Source organism: Hymenobacter sediminicola (assembly GCF_014250515.1).
Classification (GTDB): domain Bacteria; phylum Bacteroidota; class Bacteroidia; order Cytophagales; family Hymenobacteraceae; genus Hymenobacter; species Hymenobacter sediminicola.
In genome coordinates this window covers 3,071,654-3,084,406 of record NZ_CP060202.1, presented here as the reverse complement: position 1 = coordinate 3,084,406, position 12,753 = coordinate 3,071,654, and the positions used below count along the sequence as shown (strand labels likewise).

9 protein-coding genes are annotated in these 12,753 nt (G+C 58.0%); 3 read left to right on the top strand and 6 right to left on the bottom strand.

Features of this window, described 5'->3' with window-relative positions:
- Positions 1-10 precede the first annotated feature (10 nt).
- The 3 genes from H4317_RS13150 to H4317_RS13140 all read left to right on the top strand — a co-directional run bounded on the left by H4317_RS13150 (position 11) and on the right by H4317_RS13140 (position 4,185).
- The gene (locus H4317_RS13150) at positions 11-1,378 is read left to right on the top strand and encodes a glutamate-1-semialdehyde 2,1-aminomutase (protein WP_185887045.1); all 1,368 of its coding nucleotides are present in this window, start codon (positions 11-13) and stop codon (positions 1,376-1,378) included.
- A 64-nt stretch (positions 1,379-1,442) separates the two neighbouring features.
- A complete protein-coding gene (locus tag H4317_RS13145) occupies positions 1,443-2,702 on the top strand; it encodes a glycosyltransferase family 4 protein (RefSeq protein ID WP_185887044.1) in 1,260 nt (419 codons plus the stop codon).
- Between the two features lie 280 nt (positions 2,703-2,982).
- Entirely contained in the window at positions 2,983-4,185 is a 1,203-nt protein-coding gene (locus tag H4317_RS13140; RefSeq protein WP_185887043.1) for a glycosyltransferase family 4 protein, read from the top strand.
- Positions 4,186-4,282: 97 nt separating this feature from the next.
- On the opposite strand, the gene H4317_RS13135 is transcribed toward H4317_RS13140, so the two are convergent.
- The 6 genes from H4317_RS13135 to H4317_RS13110 all read right to left on the bottom strand — a co-directional run bounded on the left by H4317_RS13135 (position 4,283) and on the right by H4317_RS13110 (position 12,725).
- Positions 4,283-6,574, bottom strand: a complete 2,292-nt coding sequence (locus H4317_RS13135; RefSeq protein WP_185887042.1) for an Ig-like domain-containing protein — start codon at positions 6,572-6,574, stop codon at positions 4,283-4,285.
- A 598-nt stretch (positions 6,575-7,172) separates the two neighbouring features.
- Positions 7,173-8,012, bottom strand: a complete 840-nt coding sequence (locus H4317_RS13130; protein WP_185887041.1) for a glycosyltransferase family 2 protein — start codon at positions 8,010-8,012, stop codon at positions 7,173-7,175.
- Positions 8,013-8,126: 114 nt separating this feature from the next.
- Complete coding sequence (locus H4317_RS13125) at positions 8,127-9,125, bottom strand: glycosyltransferase family 2 protein (protein WP_185887040.1); 999 nt, start codon at positions 9,123-9,125, stop codon at positions 8,127-8,129.
- 52 nt (positions 9,126-9,177) lie between these two features.
- Positions 9,178-10,143, bottom strand: coding sequence for a nucleotide-diphospho-sugar transferase (locus H4317_RS13120; protein ID WP_260625664.1), 966 nt, complete (start codon positions 10,141-10,143; stop codon positions 9,178-9,180).
- Between the two features lie 3 nt (positions 10,144-10,146).
- Positions 10,147-11,475, bottom strand: a complete 1,329-nt coding sequence (locus H4317_RS13115) for an O-antigen ligase family protein (RefSeq protein ID WP_185887039.1) — start codon at positions 11,473-11,475, stop codon at positions 10,147-10,149.
- Complete coding sequence (locus tag H4317_RS13110; protein WP_185887038.1) at positions 11,472-12,725, bottom strand: glycosyltransferase family 4 protein; 1,254 nt, start codon at positions 12,723-12,725, stop codon at positions 11,472-11,474. Before H4317_RS13110 ends, H4317_RS13115 begins: the two co-directional genes overlap by 4 nt.
- Positions 12,726-12,753: the final 28 nt, after the last annotated feature.

Below are 12,753 nucleotides of genomic sequence, written 5' to 3'. Positions count from 1 at the left end.
GCTCCGTATCATGGAAACTGCCACGCTTCCGGCTTCACTTCCTTCTCTGGCTAAGAAACCAGTCTCTGAACCTGTTTTCGCGGGCTCGAATGCACTAAGTGCCCGGTTTCACGCGGCCATTCCGGGGGGCGCCCATACCTATGCCAAAGGCGACGACCAGTTTCCGGAGCACATGGCACCATACATTGTGCGGGGCGAGGGCTGCCGGGTCTGGGATGTAGATGGCAATGAGTTCATCGAATTTGGGGCTGGGCTGCGCTCCGTGACGCTGGGGCACGCCTACGGCCCCGTGGTAGCGGCTGCCCGGCAGCAGTTGGACCTGGGCGTTAATTTTGGCCGGCCGGCCGTGCTGGAATTAGAGACGGCCGAGGAGTTTCTGGACTTTGTGCAGGCCGGGGAGATGGTGAAGTTTGCCAAAAATGGCTCCGATGCGACCAGCGCTGCCGTGAAGCTGGCCCGCGCCTACACGGGCCGCAATCTGGTGGGCATTTGCCAAGACCACCCGTTTTTCTCCGTCGACGACTGGTTTATTGGGACCACGCCACTAGCAGCTGGCATTCCGCCCGCCATCAGCTCTCTTACCGTCAGCTTCCGCTACAATGACCTGGCTAGTGCGGAGGCGCTGTTTTCGGCCTACCCTGGCCAAGTAGCTTGCCTGTTGCTGGAAGTAGAGAAAGAAGTAGCCCCAGCACCCGGTTTCCTGGCCGGGCTGCGCCGCCTCTGCGACCAGGAAGGAGCCGTCCTGATCTTCGATGAAATCATCACCGGGTTTCGCTGGCACAACCAGGGCGCCCAGGCCCGCTATGGCGTGCGCCCTGACCTGAGCACCTGGGGGAAGGCCCTCGCCAACGGATTCAGCCTGGCGGCTCTCTCTGGTCGTCGGGAGCTGATGGAACGGGGTGGGCTGCACCATTCGCATGACCGGGTTTTTCTGCTTTCAACTACGTATGGGGCCGAAACGCACGCACTGGCTGCTGCCCGTGCCGTGATGCGCGAATACCACACGCAACCCGTTGTCGAACAGCTCTGGAAAGCAGGCCGGCAGTTGGCAGATGGCCTTCGGCAGGCGGCGCAGGAGCAAGGTGTAGCCGAACAAATCCAGGCACTCGGCCAGCCCTGCTGCCTCACCTACACCACCCGCGACACTCAGGGGCAACACTCTGCGGCGCTCCGCACGCTTTTCCTGCAGGAAACCCTGCGGCGCGGCTTGTTTATGCCTTCGCTTATCGTCAATTACTCGCACACGCCGGCTATTATCAGCAGTGTGCTAGAGCGTCTATACGAGGTGCTAGGTGTGTATCGCCGGGCCCTCGAAGACGGTGTGGAGCACTACCTCGTCGGGGAGCCGGTAAAGTCGGTGTATCGACCCCGGAACTAGCCCGGCTGGCCCGGCAACGGCGAAGAAGTGAAGCGCCACATCCTGTTCTGAAAACCTGGCTACTATGTTACGCATCCTGTTCATCCACAACTTCTACCAGCAGCCCGGTGGCGAGGATGCCGTGTTTCGGGCAGAGCGTGATTTGCTGCGAGCCTACGGCCATGCTGTCGAGACACTGGAATTTCACAACGCTGAAATAGAAGCCGGGGCATTGGGCAAGCTGCGGGCTGGCTTGCAAGGCTTCTACAACCCCGGTAGCGCTCAGCGCCTCCGCAAGGCTATTGCCAGTTTTCGGCCCGATGTGATTCATATTCATAACCTGTTTCCGGTTGGCTCGCCGGCGTTGCTTTGGGTGGCCCACGCTGCCGGAGTGCCCGTCGTGATAACCCTGCACAACTACCGGCTCATCTGCCCCGGAGCACTGCTCTACACCGATGGCAAACTGTATGAGGCCAGTGTACACAGGCTGTTTCCCTGGGATGCAGTCCGCCGCCGCCTTTACCGCAACTCAGCGCTACAAACAGCCACTGTGGCCGCTATTACGGGCCTGCACAAGCTACTAGGCACCTGGCGCTGGGGCGTGAGCCGCTACATTACGCTCACTCACTTTGCCCGGCAGCGTTACCTCGATTCGTCTCTACAGCTACGGCCCGAGCAACTGGTCTATAAACCCAACTTCTTGGCTGATCCGGGGCCACCTGTTCCTGATACTGAGCGGGCGAACCACTTGCTGTTTGTGGGGCGGCTTTCTCCTGAAAAGGGGCTGCACACCTTGCTGGCTGCCGCTGCCACGCATGCGCTGCCGCTGGTAATAGTCGGTGATGGGCCATTGCGTACCGAAGTAGAGGCCTGTGCAGCGGCTACTCCCTCGGTCCGCTACGTTGGCCCTGTCGATGCGGCCGGAGTGGCGAAGGCTATGCGCAACTGCCGGGCTTTGGTGATGCCATCGGAGTGCGTAGAGGGCATGCCAATGGTAGTGCTGGAAGCATTTGCCACGGGTACGCCGGTACTGGCGGCCCGTCGGGGCGGACCCGGCGAAATGGTCAGGCCGGGTACCAATGGTCTGCTGTTTGAGCCCGGAGATGCCGAGGGTCTTGCCCAAGCCGCCCACTATCTTCTTGCAGATGAAGAATTAGCTGGCCGACTTGGTGAAGGTGGCCGGGCCAGCTATGAGGCGTTGTATACTCCGGCCAGCAACTACAGCCGTCTGTTGAGCATCTACCAGGAGGCAGTAGCAGAAGCTAGTGGTAAACCAGTGCAAGACACAACACCCAGTCCGGAGCCGCATTACAATGCGTCTGTAGAAATGCCACTACTACGCTGATGTTCCACTGGCCCCACTCAATTACTATCTGCTTTCAGCTAAAGCCGATAGCAGCTGAGTGCTAGGTTGAGAAGCATTAGGTAATCCTTGTTATGAAAAGGCCATAAGGCTTTGATATATGGTTGATATTATTAAAATTAAATAAGAAAAAATATGATTAATCTTTTAATATATACCGTGAAATTCGTAAGTTTAATTCAAAGCTGCTCCTGTTAGATCTTCAGCTTGTAGCTGATATCATCACCTCTCAGACTCACATTTTTCTTCAAGGCATTGCCCTATGGAAACCTTAATCTATCCTTCGGACCAACTAGTAGCCAGACCCGAAATGCTGGTACCACCCGCTACCACGCAGCTCCAGCCAACTCGTCGGCGCCTGCTGCATCTGTTGTGGGAACTACGCTATTCAGGTGCTGAAGTGATGGTATATGATGCCAAAGAGTACTTCGAATCGCAGGGGCTGTATGGCTCTATTGTAGCCCGAGGGCCCGAATTTGGTCCTTACGCCCCGACCTTAGCCAAGGCTGGCTACCCGGTAGAGCATCTTCCGGCTCGCCGAAATCTGGGCTCGTTCATCGAGCTATATCGGTACCTGCGTAAGCACCCCGCCGATGTGGTGCATCTGCACCTAGAAGGGTTGTTTATTTGGCATTGTCTCGCTATCCGGCTGGCCTTTCCTAAGGCCCGCATTGTGCATACCCACCACGATGTTTACTTTCAGTATCCGCCGTATCTGCGGATGAAGCGCACGTTTCACCGCTGGCTGGCCACGCAGCTGGGGGTGCGCCACGTCAGCATCGGCGAGTCGGTGCAGACGGTGGAACGGGAGCATTTCCACAACAGCACTACGATTGTATACAACTGGATTGACGAAAACGAGTTCCGGCCGCCCACGCCCGAGCAGATGGCAGCTGCCCGGCAGGAAATCGGTATTGCACCCGATGCCTTTGTTGTGCTGACCGTGGGCACCTGCAACGACAAGAAGTGCCACAACGAAATATTTGAGGCGGTAGCGAGAGTGAAAGACCGGCTGCCTAACCTGGTTTTTCTGCACCGGGGCACTGGCGAAAACCTGCCGCAGGAGCGCGAATACGTGAAGCGGCTGGGCATAGAGCAGCACGTCATTTTCCTCGACTACATCGACTACCTGCCCAAAGTATTCTGGGCGTCCGATGCCTTCATTTTTTCCTCGCATTGGGAGGGGCTGGGCAATGTGATTCTGCAGGCCATTGCCTGTAAGGTGCCTGTTATACTCTATCAGGGCTGGGGCATGAACGATTTTCGGCCTGACAATCCGGCTGAGAACTACGGCTTCTGGATAAATCCGGAGACGGAGCGCTTTGATGAAGCTCTGATAGAAATGCACGCTATGAAAGCGGATGGCCGCATTGCTGGCTGGAAAGACAAAGCCTATGCTTTCTACCGCAAAAAATTCTCCGCCAAAAAGTCGCTGGCCAATATGGTGCAGCAGTACCTGGGCTAGCGGAGGCCGGACGTGCCAGCAGATACCGGGAAGTAGTACCTACACAAAAAAAGCCCGGCCAAGCGGCCGGGCTTTTTTAGAATGAATCCGTCAGAGACTATTGGCCTGCACCAGTTGCGGGCGAAGTAGTAGAAGCGGCCGAGTTAGTCGTCGTCTTCGAGTAGATTTCCAGACCCGAGAGGTTGGCGTCGCCACCGGTCGACGTAACGGTGATAGTACCGTTCACTACGCTGGTAGTGAAGGGGCCTACTTTAGCCCAGCTGCCAGCCGAGCCGCTGTTGCGGTTCGTAACTACCCGCTGGCCATTCAGCGACAGGCTGAACGTAGCTGGGTAGTTGTCCTCCCACACATACATGTAGACCTCGTACGTACCGTTTGGTACTGCCGACATCCGAACGTTCAGGCTGTTGCTCCACACCGACGAGCGAATCATGTTGGCACGGGTAGCATCGGTAGCAGGCGTCAGGGCCACATTGTTGTTCGAAAACACGTTGCCGTTTACCACCGTGAAGTTGGAGGCGCCAGTACCAGCTTCCCAGGTCTTACCGTCGAGCGTTGTGCTGCCGCCACCCAGGTTGATAGCGCGGTAGAAAGCCGTAACAGGCGTAGTAGGCACCGGAGCCGTTACCGACAGGCTTACAGCTGCAGAAGTAGTGCTGGCAGTAGCGTTGTCAGTAGCCTTAGCCGTCAGGGAATACGAGCCGGCGGCTACGTTGCTCCACGTGAAGGTGTAGGGCGCGCTGGTGTCTTCGCCCAGTTTGGTTGAGCCTTGGTAGAACTCTACTTTGCTTACAGTGCCGTCAGCATCCGAAGCAGTTGCCGTCAGGGTTACGCTACCGCCAGCAGTCAGGGTTGCGGCAGAAGTGGCTAGCTGAATGCGCGGGGCTACGTTAGCTACTGGAGCCGTGCCGGTTGCCCGGATTTCCAGGCCGGAGAGGTTCAGGTCGCCGCCCGAAGACGTAATCTGGAGCTGGCCGTTGGAAGCTACCGTAGCTGCGAACGGACCGATACGCTGCCAGCTGCCGGCGGCGCCGGTGTTGAAGGTAGAGACGCGCTGGCCCTGAACGTTCAGGTTGATGGTGCCGGCATAGTTATCTTCCCACACATAAGCATACACATTGTACTGGCCGGCTGGCACGCTGCTCACGGTCAGCTGCAGGTTGTTGCTGTAGATCGAAGAGCGAATCATGTTTGCCCGGGCAGCATCCGTTGCAGGAGTAAGCGTCGCGTTCTGGTCAGCGAAACGCTGCGCATTGTGCGTGATGTTCGGAGCATTGTCGCCTTCCCAGCTGTTGCCGTCAATCGTAGCGGCGCTGCCGTTGAAGTTGATGGCGCGGTACAGAGCACCGCTGGCTAGCGGCGGCGTTACCGTTGGGGTCGTAGGCGTAGTAGGAGTGGTGGGGGTAGTAGGCGTGGTAGGCGTAGTAGTGCCGCCACCGCTTACCCGGATACCAGCGCCAGCCGGAGCCGGATAGTTAGCCGTAATCGACTGGTCGCCCCAGCTGTTGTTGTTCTCCACCATGTTGGTGGTGTTCATCGTCCAGAAGGGGTTCTGCTGGCCAGCGCTGTTTACCCAGTTTACCTTGTTACCGGTTACCGTTGGGTTTTCTACGATGCGCGGACCGCCCCACAGGTAGATGCCCACGTTGGTGAAGCTCTGCTGACGAGCAAATACCACGTTGTTGATGATCTTGTTGTTTGTGCCGCCGGTGTTGGCAATGCCATACTGACCCGGATTGATAACCACGTTGTTTTCAATCGTGCAGTACGAGCCACCCGTGTCACCTACCAAGATGCCGCCACCCGAAGCGCTGGGGCCACCACCATTGATGTAGTTGTTACGGATGAGCAGGGGGCTGCTAGGCGTACCGCTGGTCATGAACATATTGATGCCATCCTCCGGGTTGCTCTGGCCAGCTACGTTCAAACCGTAGTTGTACTCGATGATGTTGCCGGCGCCGGTGCAGTTGTTGAACTGAATGAATTGCCCACGGGCATCCGCCATGTTCATGTTCTTGAAGGAGTTGTGGCTAACCACTAGGCCACCCGTACCGTTCTGGGCGTAGACACCGCCAATCAGGTTTTCGAAGTAGCAATCCTCGATTTTAATGTTCGAGCAGTTGTACAGATCAACGCCCAGTTTCTGACCATTACGCATCGAAACACGACGGATAGTCATGTTGGAGCAGTTTGTGAGCTTGATGGCAGGCTCCGATGCGAAATTGGTAATCACCAGATTTTCAATCACACGATTACTCTGGCCATCCAGGCGAACCGGGGCACTAGCCGTCAGGCCGGTCAATCCACCATCCGACTGAGCATTGGCGCAAAACGTGGTGAAAAAGAGCAACACAGCCAACGACACATACGTCTGCAAAGAAGCAGACATTCCAATTTTCTTTTTCTTCAGCATTTGCACTTTTTAAGAGGTGAAAGAGCGTAAAGGTTGTTTTGAGTAAGGCAAAGTTACGCAGAAAAACTTAATTCATCTTCTGTAAGCGAATCAGTAAAGAGGCGTAACTATGTAATAGAGCCATACATATGAAATGTATATAAAGGTTCATGTATTGGAAAAATCATGTAATAACCCCTGTATAATGTGTGTCAGTGCATTTTAAGAAATTGAACTATAGCTTGTGAATAGTAGAAATATTTTTTGTCGAAATAGGAGTTTAGAGTAGTGGCCTGGCTGAGGTTGAATTATTGCGGGTAAGGATTTGAATCAGACGGCCTTGCGTTCAATTTTGACTGATGCAGAAAGGTGATGCTGGTAAAGACCCGAATTTTGTACCGGGTAAAGTGCGGGCCAGTGGCAAAACAGGCATATTGTTCAACTGGATATAGGAATTCGACCACTGGTCTATCTTGTATATGAGCGCGAATAGTATGAATGGCCTAGGTGAACAGCCAAAAATGCCACAGCAGCCCTGATACTATCTGTGTGGAATAGAGCAGGGCCACTGTGGCAGAGGCGCAATGAAGCCAGCTTACTTCAGGAAGTAACCTACTAACCGGCGCGAATAGCCTGTGAGCAGGCACAGAGGTAAGTCGCGGGGCGGGCAATTGCGCCGTGCAAACCAAGTGAAGTCCCGCAGGTTGGCACCGCCTCGGATGCTGAACAGGTGCTGGTAGTAATTGCGTAGGGTGCGCTGCTGCCGGTTGTGCTGGTCGCCGCTTTCGTCGGGGTAGGTGCCGAGGCAGGCATCAAAATTCAGATACACTTCAAACCCTGCCAACCGCGCCTGATGGGTAAAGTCGTAATCGGCGTAGTAGTGAGGGAGCAACTCAGCCGCAAACAAGCCGATACGCTCAAACACGACGCGCGGAATGAGTAATCCGCGGCCTGGCAGGCATTCAGTGGAGTATTGGCCGTGGCGTTGCTCAAGTGGCACGTCGTCGAGCAGCCGCCGGAAGCTGCCGGTGCGCCAGTTGAGCCAGCCGCCGGCATATACCGGCTCCTGCGTGCGTGCGTCCAGCTCAAAAGCTCCATACAGCGCCGGGGGACGGCTGTGGGCGGCCTGCATCATTTTCTCCACGAAATCAGGATAGGCGACTACGTCGTTGTTCATGGTCATCAGCCAGCTAGCACCCTGGTCCAGCGCATAGCGCAGGCCTAGGTTCACACCGGCCGTCCAGAACAACGAGCCCGTGCCGGGCAGAACAATGACTTCCGGATAGTCGGCGGCCAGGGCCTCGGCCGTGCCATCCGTCGAGCCATCATCCACCACAATTGTCTGAAACCCCTGCTCCGTCTGGGCCCGCAGCGCATCCAGACAAGCGCGTGTATAGGAGAGACGGTTGAAAACCGGGATGACGATATACAGCATGGCCGCAAAAGAGTGAGATGTGAAAAGCAACTATCTACCGATGAAGGAATGGCGCCCGCGAAGCCTGCTGCTCTGCTACAGCGCCTGACGCTTTGCTATGTGTCTGCCCGGTTTTCAGGCCGGTATGGTGCTTACCAGCCCGCGGTAGAGCTGTCCGCCCAGGTTGGCAGGCAGCGCATTGAGCAGCATATAAGGCAGCGAGGCCGGGGTAGTGCGGGGCTGTAGCTGATGCCGCTGCAGCAACGTGTTGAGGCGCCGGCTCAGGCTGGGGTTGTGCAGCAGCTGTCCGGATATGAACTGCAGCTTGGGTACTTCCTTCGAAAGTGCCTGGCGAAACGTCGCGGCCCCGGCTGGGTCGTAGTGGTGCAGGGGGGCCAGATAGTACAGGGCGTGGCAGTAGCTTTCCATATACATGGCCCAGCGCGTTTTGCGAGTCGAAATCTGGTTGCCGGGATGCAGATGATAGTTGCCCATCACGGCGTCCACGAGTTGGAAGTCGCCGCGCATCATCATGCGGAGCCACAGGTCGAAGTCGCCGGTGTAGCGAAGCTGCTCCTTGAAGCTGCCCGCCGCCAACACGGCTTTGCGGCGCATGAGCGAATGCGAAATAATGAAAGGGCAGCCCAGCTGCAGGGTTTGGGTGAACAGCTGCCGGCCATTGAGCCGGGCCGGGTACGTGAAATGTAGCCGCTGCAGCCGCAAATCGTGCTGCTGTTGCACGTCGGCGGCATTCGTGCCCACAAAAATGCTCCGGCCGGTCACCAGCACGAGGTCAGGATCGGAGAGGTATGGAACGAGAGCCTGCAGGTAGTCGGGCGTTATTTCGTCGTCGTCGTGCAGAATCTGCACCCACTCGCCGCGTGCACGCCGCAGCGCCAGGTTGCAGTTGTTGTATTGGCCCAGATTATGGGCGTTGCGGTGGTAGAGCATGCCAGCCGGCTGCTCGCGCTCTACCCACTGCTGTGTGTCGTCCTCAGTAGAGTTGTCGCTGATAAGAATTTCCAGGCTAAGCCCTGGCGGCCGTAGCATCCGCTGCAACTGGCCCAGCACGCGCTGCAGATCATGCAGGCGGTTGTAGGTAGGAACGATGATGGAGAGCTGTACTGCCGACATGCGAGTGGCTTTTAAGTGTGTGAGTATGAAGTAGAAATCAGGAGTCTTGTGGCTACAGCGTGATGGAAAATACCGCTGCCAGCTGCCGTACCCGCGCCACCGCCTTGTCGCGGAGCGTGGAGCGCCATTGCCGGTAGTCCGACAGCGTATCGCGCATCATGAAAGGCGGATGGCGCAGTGGCATCTGGATTGGCCGGGTCGGCAGATTGGCCCACGGGTGGTCGGTGTTGTGCGTGTGGGTAGCCTGGCCGCCGAAGCCAATGTTGCTGATCAGGTTTACGCCCGGCGTGATACTCAGCCCCGACTGGCTCAGCAGCGTGAAAGCCCACTGGTAGTCCCAGGTGTCCAGCTGGCCCGTGTGGGTGGCCCATAGAGGCTGCAGAGCAAAGCGCTGCTCCAGCCGGTGGAAAAAGCGGTTCCAGAAGTAGTTTTTGCGGGCCAGCTCGGGCAGCAGCGGCGTGGCCGCATCGTAGAATTGCCAAGCCCGGCGCCAGGTGGCCCAGCCCCAAATACCCACGTATTGCGAGAAAAAGTAAGAGTAGTCCGGGTCGCGGTGCCAGCCACGCAGTAGGTTGCTGCCGCTGATATGCAGCACGCGGGTATCGTGGGCATACTGCTCCAGCAGCTGCTCGCAATACGGGAAGAAGCTGGGGTGCGGCAGGCAATCATCTTCGAGGATAATGCCACTTTCTTCGTGCTCAAAAAACCAGCTGATGGCCTCACTCACCGCCCGGCGGCAGCCCAGGTTTTGCTCCCGAAACAGCGTCTCAACCGTACAGGGCCAGTCAATGGCGGCCAGCACCTGCGCCCGAACCGCCGTGCAGGCTTCGGCCTCGGTGGGCCGCTGGGCCCGTGGGCCGTCGGCCGCAACATAGAGCCGCGGCGGGCGGGCTGCCCGGATGGCGGCCAGCACCTGCATCGTTACATCGGCTCGGTTGAAGACGATAAACAACACCGCCGCCCGTGGAGGCGCCGCAGCAGGACTTGGGTTGGTAGAAGCAAATGGAGAGGACTGCATAGCTCAGACAGGAAAAGGCAACGAATTGCTTTCTGCAGGAAATGGTGCCGGCTGTGGCCGGGCAGGCGGTGGCAAGGGTGCTTTGGCCGTCTGGGGCGTAGCAGTTAGCTGCGTGATGCGCAACAGGCCAAACCCGATGAAGCCGTAGAAAAAGGGCGGCAGGCAGTAGGAGTAGGCGTACACCAGATTCGTGACGATGAGAATCGCCCAGGTCAGGGCTTCGGGAGAAGCCGGGACGCGGCGCAGCAGGTGGCGCGCTACGTAGAGGTGAGGCAGCACAAACAGCAGCAGGCCCACTGCCCCAAAGTAGAAAAGGGTTTCGAGGTAGAAGCTGTGCAGGTTGTGGCCGTGTCCGTCCTCGAAGAAGGGCGTATTGCTTTCAGGGTTGTAGAACTGCACCGGCAACTCGAAGCCGGCCAGACGCATGCCCAGCACCGGATGATCCTCCACGAAAGGCCAGTAGGAATCGAATTGTATGGCCCGCCACTCGCCGGTGCCCTGGGTGCTGTGGTTCTCGATGTCAGAGAAGTTGGCTGCCAGCTTCTCCGTCACTTCCGGGTACGACACCAGAATGAAGGACGCGGCCAGGGACACCACCAGCAGCGGAATACCTATCAGCATGGGCACCGCCGCGCCGCCCAGGCGTTTTGGTGCGGCGCGGGCTATCAGCAGCGCATTCAGCGCCAGCGCTACTGCCGATGTCACCCACACCGTGCGGTGCTGAAAGAAAAAGATGGCGAATGCAGCCAGAAAAAACAGCAACAGCTGCCGGGTTTGCCGCTGCTCCAGATAAACATTGAAATGGTAAAGCAAGGGCAGCATCAGCAGATACACCGATGAGGCATACAGCCCCCGGTTGTGCGCCAGGAAGGCCCCCACACTCAATGACTCAAGGTTCACCAGCGCCAGATTCAGGGCTAGTACCACCCATATCATCGGAATGATGTCGGCGAGGGTGATGCGGCCTACGCGTGCATACAGGCCATAGAAAGCCGGGATGGCAAACAACACCAGCAGCTTCTGAAACACATGCGGATACACCATCGGTGTATCATAAAACCAGTACGACTCGGCGGCCAGCAACCCCGTAGCGGCCACCGATGCCCAGAACACCCCGAGTGCCATGCCACGCAGATAACGGTAGTAGAGCACGCTGAGTGCCACGCACATGATGGCAAAAAACCTGGCGTACAGAAGGTTGAATTCGTGCGACGGATGTGGGCTCAGGTCACCTTCGGGCGCTTTGCCGGTAAATATTTCCGAAAACAGCGGGTCGGATAGCAACAGCACCAGCAGGGCCCCGATATAGCAGTAGCGAATATTGATTTTCATGACAACGGGGAAAGGGCAACGGAACGGGGTTCGGCAATGTGCTGCCAGTCTATAGCCTGCGTTTTCAGTGGCCGGGCGGCTGTCTGGTTCCAGCCCAATACCTGCTGGTAGAGTCGCTCGTAGGCCGCCGTCACGGCAGACTGGGAGAAGTGGTTGGCTACTCGGTCTACTCCCCGCGCACTCAGCTCTTCGTAGCGGGCGGGCTGCGTAAAGAGCGTGAGCAGAGCAGCGGCAATGGCCGTGGGCGAGTTGATGTCGGCGAGCAGGCCGCAGCGGCCACCTTCCAGCACCCAGGGCACGGCGCCGGAGTGGCTGCCGCCCACTACTGGCAGGCCGGCCTGCATGGCTTCCACCAGCGTCAGCCCAAACGACTCTTCGCGCGAGGGATGCAGCAGCACATCGAAAGTGGGCAGGCAATGCAGCAGTTCCTCGTGCGGCAGCAGCCCACCAAACTGCACGCCTGCCGCGAGGCCCTGCGCTTCGGCCCACTGCTGGGCTGCTTCACCCGGACCATAGTCGGGGCCGTAGAGCCAGTACTCCAGGTCGGGGCCTAGCTGCTCGCGTACCTGCCGGAAGGCCTGCAGCGCGGTGGCGGCGTTTTTCAGCTCTGACCAGCCCGTGAGGATAGACACAATGCGCCGAACCTTCTTGTCGGGGAAAGCCTTGACGCCACCAGGAGCCGGCAGCACGGCATTCGGTACTACCGTCAGCTTGCGGGAAGCACTTTCCAGCGCCTGCGCCAGGTACGGCGATACAGCCGTGAAATGCTGGCCGCGCCGCAACACCCAGAGCTTAAGCAGCAGCCGCACCACCCGGTAGAGGTCGGGTTGGTAGCGCAGCACGTTCCAGGGGTTGTCGTGCAGGGTAATGAGGTGCGGAAAGCCGCTGGCCAATGCGCCACGCGCAAACTCGTAGCCCCAGTGCGCATGCACGATATCAGGCTGGTCCAGGTCGATGAACTGCCGGATAATAGTCGCTTCGGCTTCAAACATATCGGGGCAGTACTGCCGGGCCCGGGCCCGGAAATTTCCCACATACACCGTGAGGCGTGGGCCACGCAGCACAACAGGTTCCGGTATGTTGCGGCCCAACGTGTAGACAGATACAGTATGCCCGGCTGCCAGCAACCCCTGCACCAGCGGCGTAGTGGCGCTGCCACCTAACCCTTGCGGCGGCACAGTGCCAGCCGGCAAATCCAGGTGGGGGCACAGCACTTCAATGTCGATGGGGGTTGCCAGGCCTACTTTCATGAGAAGGAAAAGAGCAGAGCGTGAAAAG

Excerpts from the sequence above, each read along its gene's own strand:
- H4317_RS13140 (WP_185887043.1), top strand. The coding sequence starts at position 2,983 with ATGGAAACCTTAATCTATCCTTCGGACCAACTAGTAGCCAGACCCGAA.
- H4317_RS13110 (WP_185887038.1), bottom strand. The coding sequence starts at position 12,725 with ATGAAAGTAGGCCTGGCAACCCCCATCGACATTGAAGTGCTGTGCCCC.
- H4317_RS13125 (WP_185887040.1), bottom strand. The coding sequence starts at position 9,125 with ATGTCGGCAGTACAGCTCTCCATCATCGTTCCTACCTACAACCGCCTG.
- H4317_RS13130 (WP_185887041.1), bottom strand. The coding sequence starts at position 8,012 with ATGCTGTATATCGTCATCCCGGTTTTCAACCGTCTCTCCTATACACGC.
- H4317_RS13150 (WP_185887045.1), top strand. The coding sequence starts at position 11 with ATGGAAACTGCCACGCTTCCGGCTTCACTTCCTTCTCTGGCTAAGAAA.
- H4317_RS13120 (WP_260625664.1), bottom strand. The coding sequence starts at position 10,143 with ATGCAGTCCTCTCCATTTGCTTCTACCAACCCAAGTCCTGCTGCGGCG.
- H4317_RS13145 (WP_185887044.1), top strand. The coding sequence starts at position 1,443 with ATGTTACGCATCCTGTTCATCCACAACTTCTACCAGCAGCCCGGTGGC.
- H4317_RS13135 (WP_185887042.1), bottom strand. The coding sequence starts at position 6,574 with ATGTCTGCTTCTTTGCAGACGTATGTGTCGTTGGCTGTGTTGCTCTTT.
- H4317_RS13115 (WP_185887039.1), bottom strand. The coding sequence starts at position 11,475 with ATGAAAATCAATATTCGCTACTGCTATATCGGGGCCCTGCTGGTGCTG.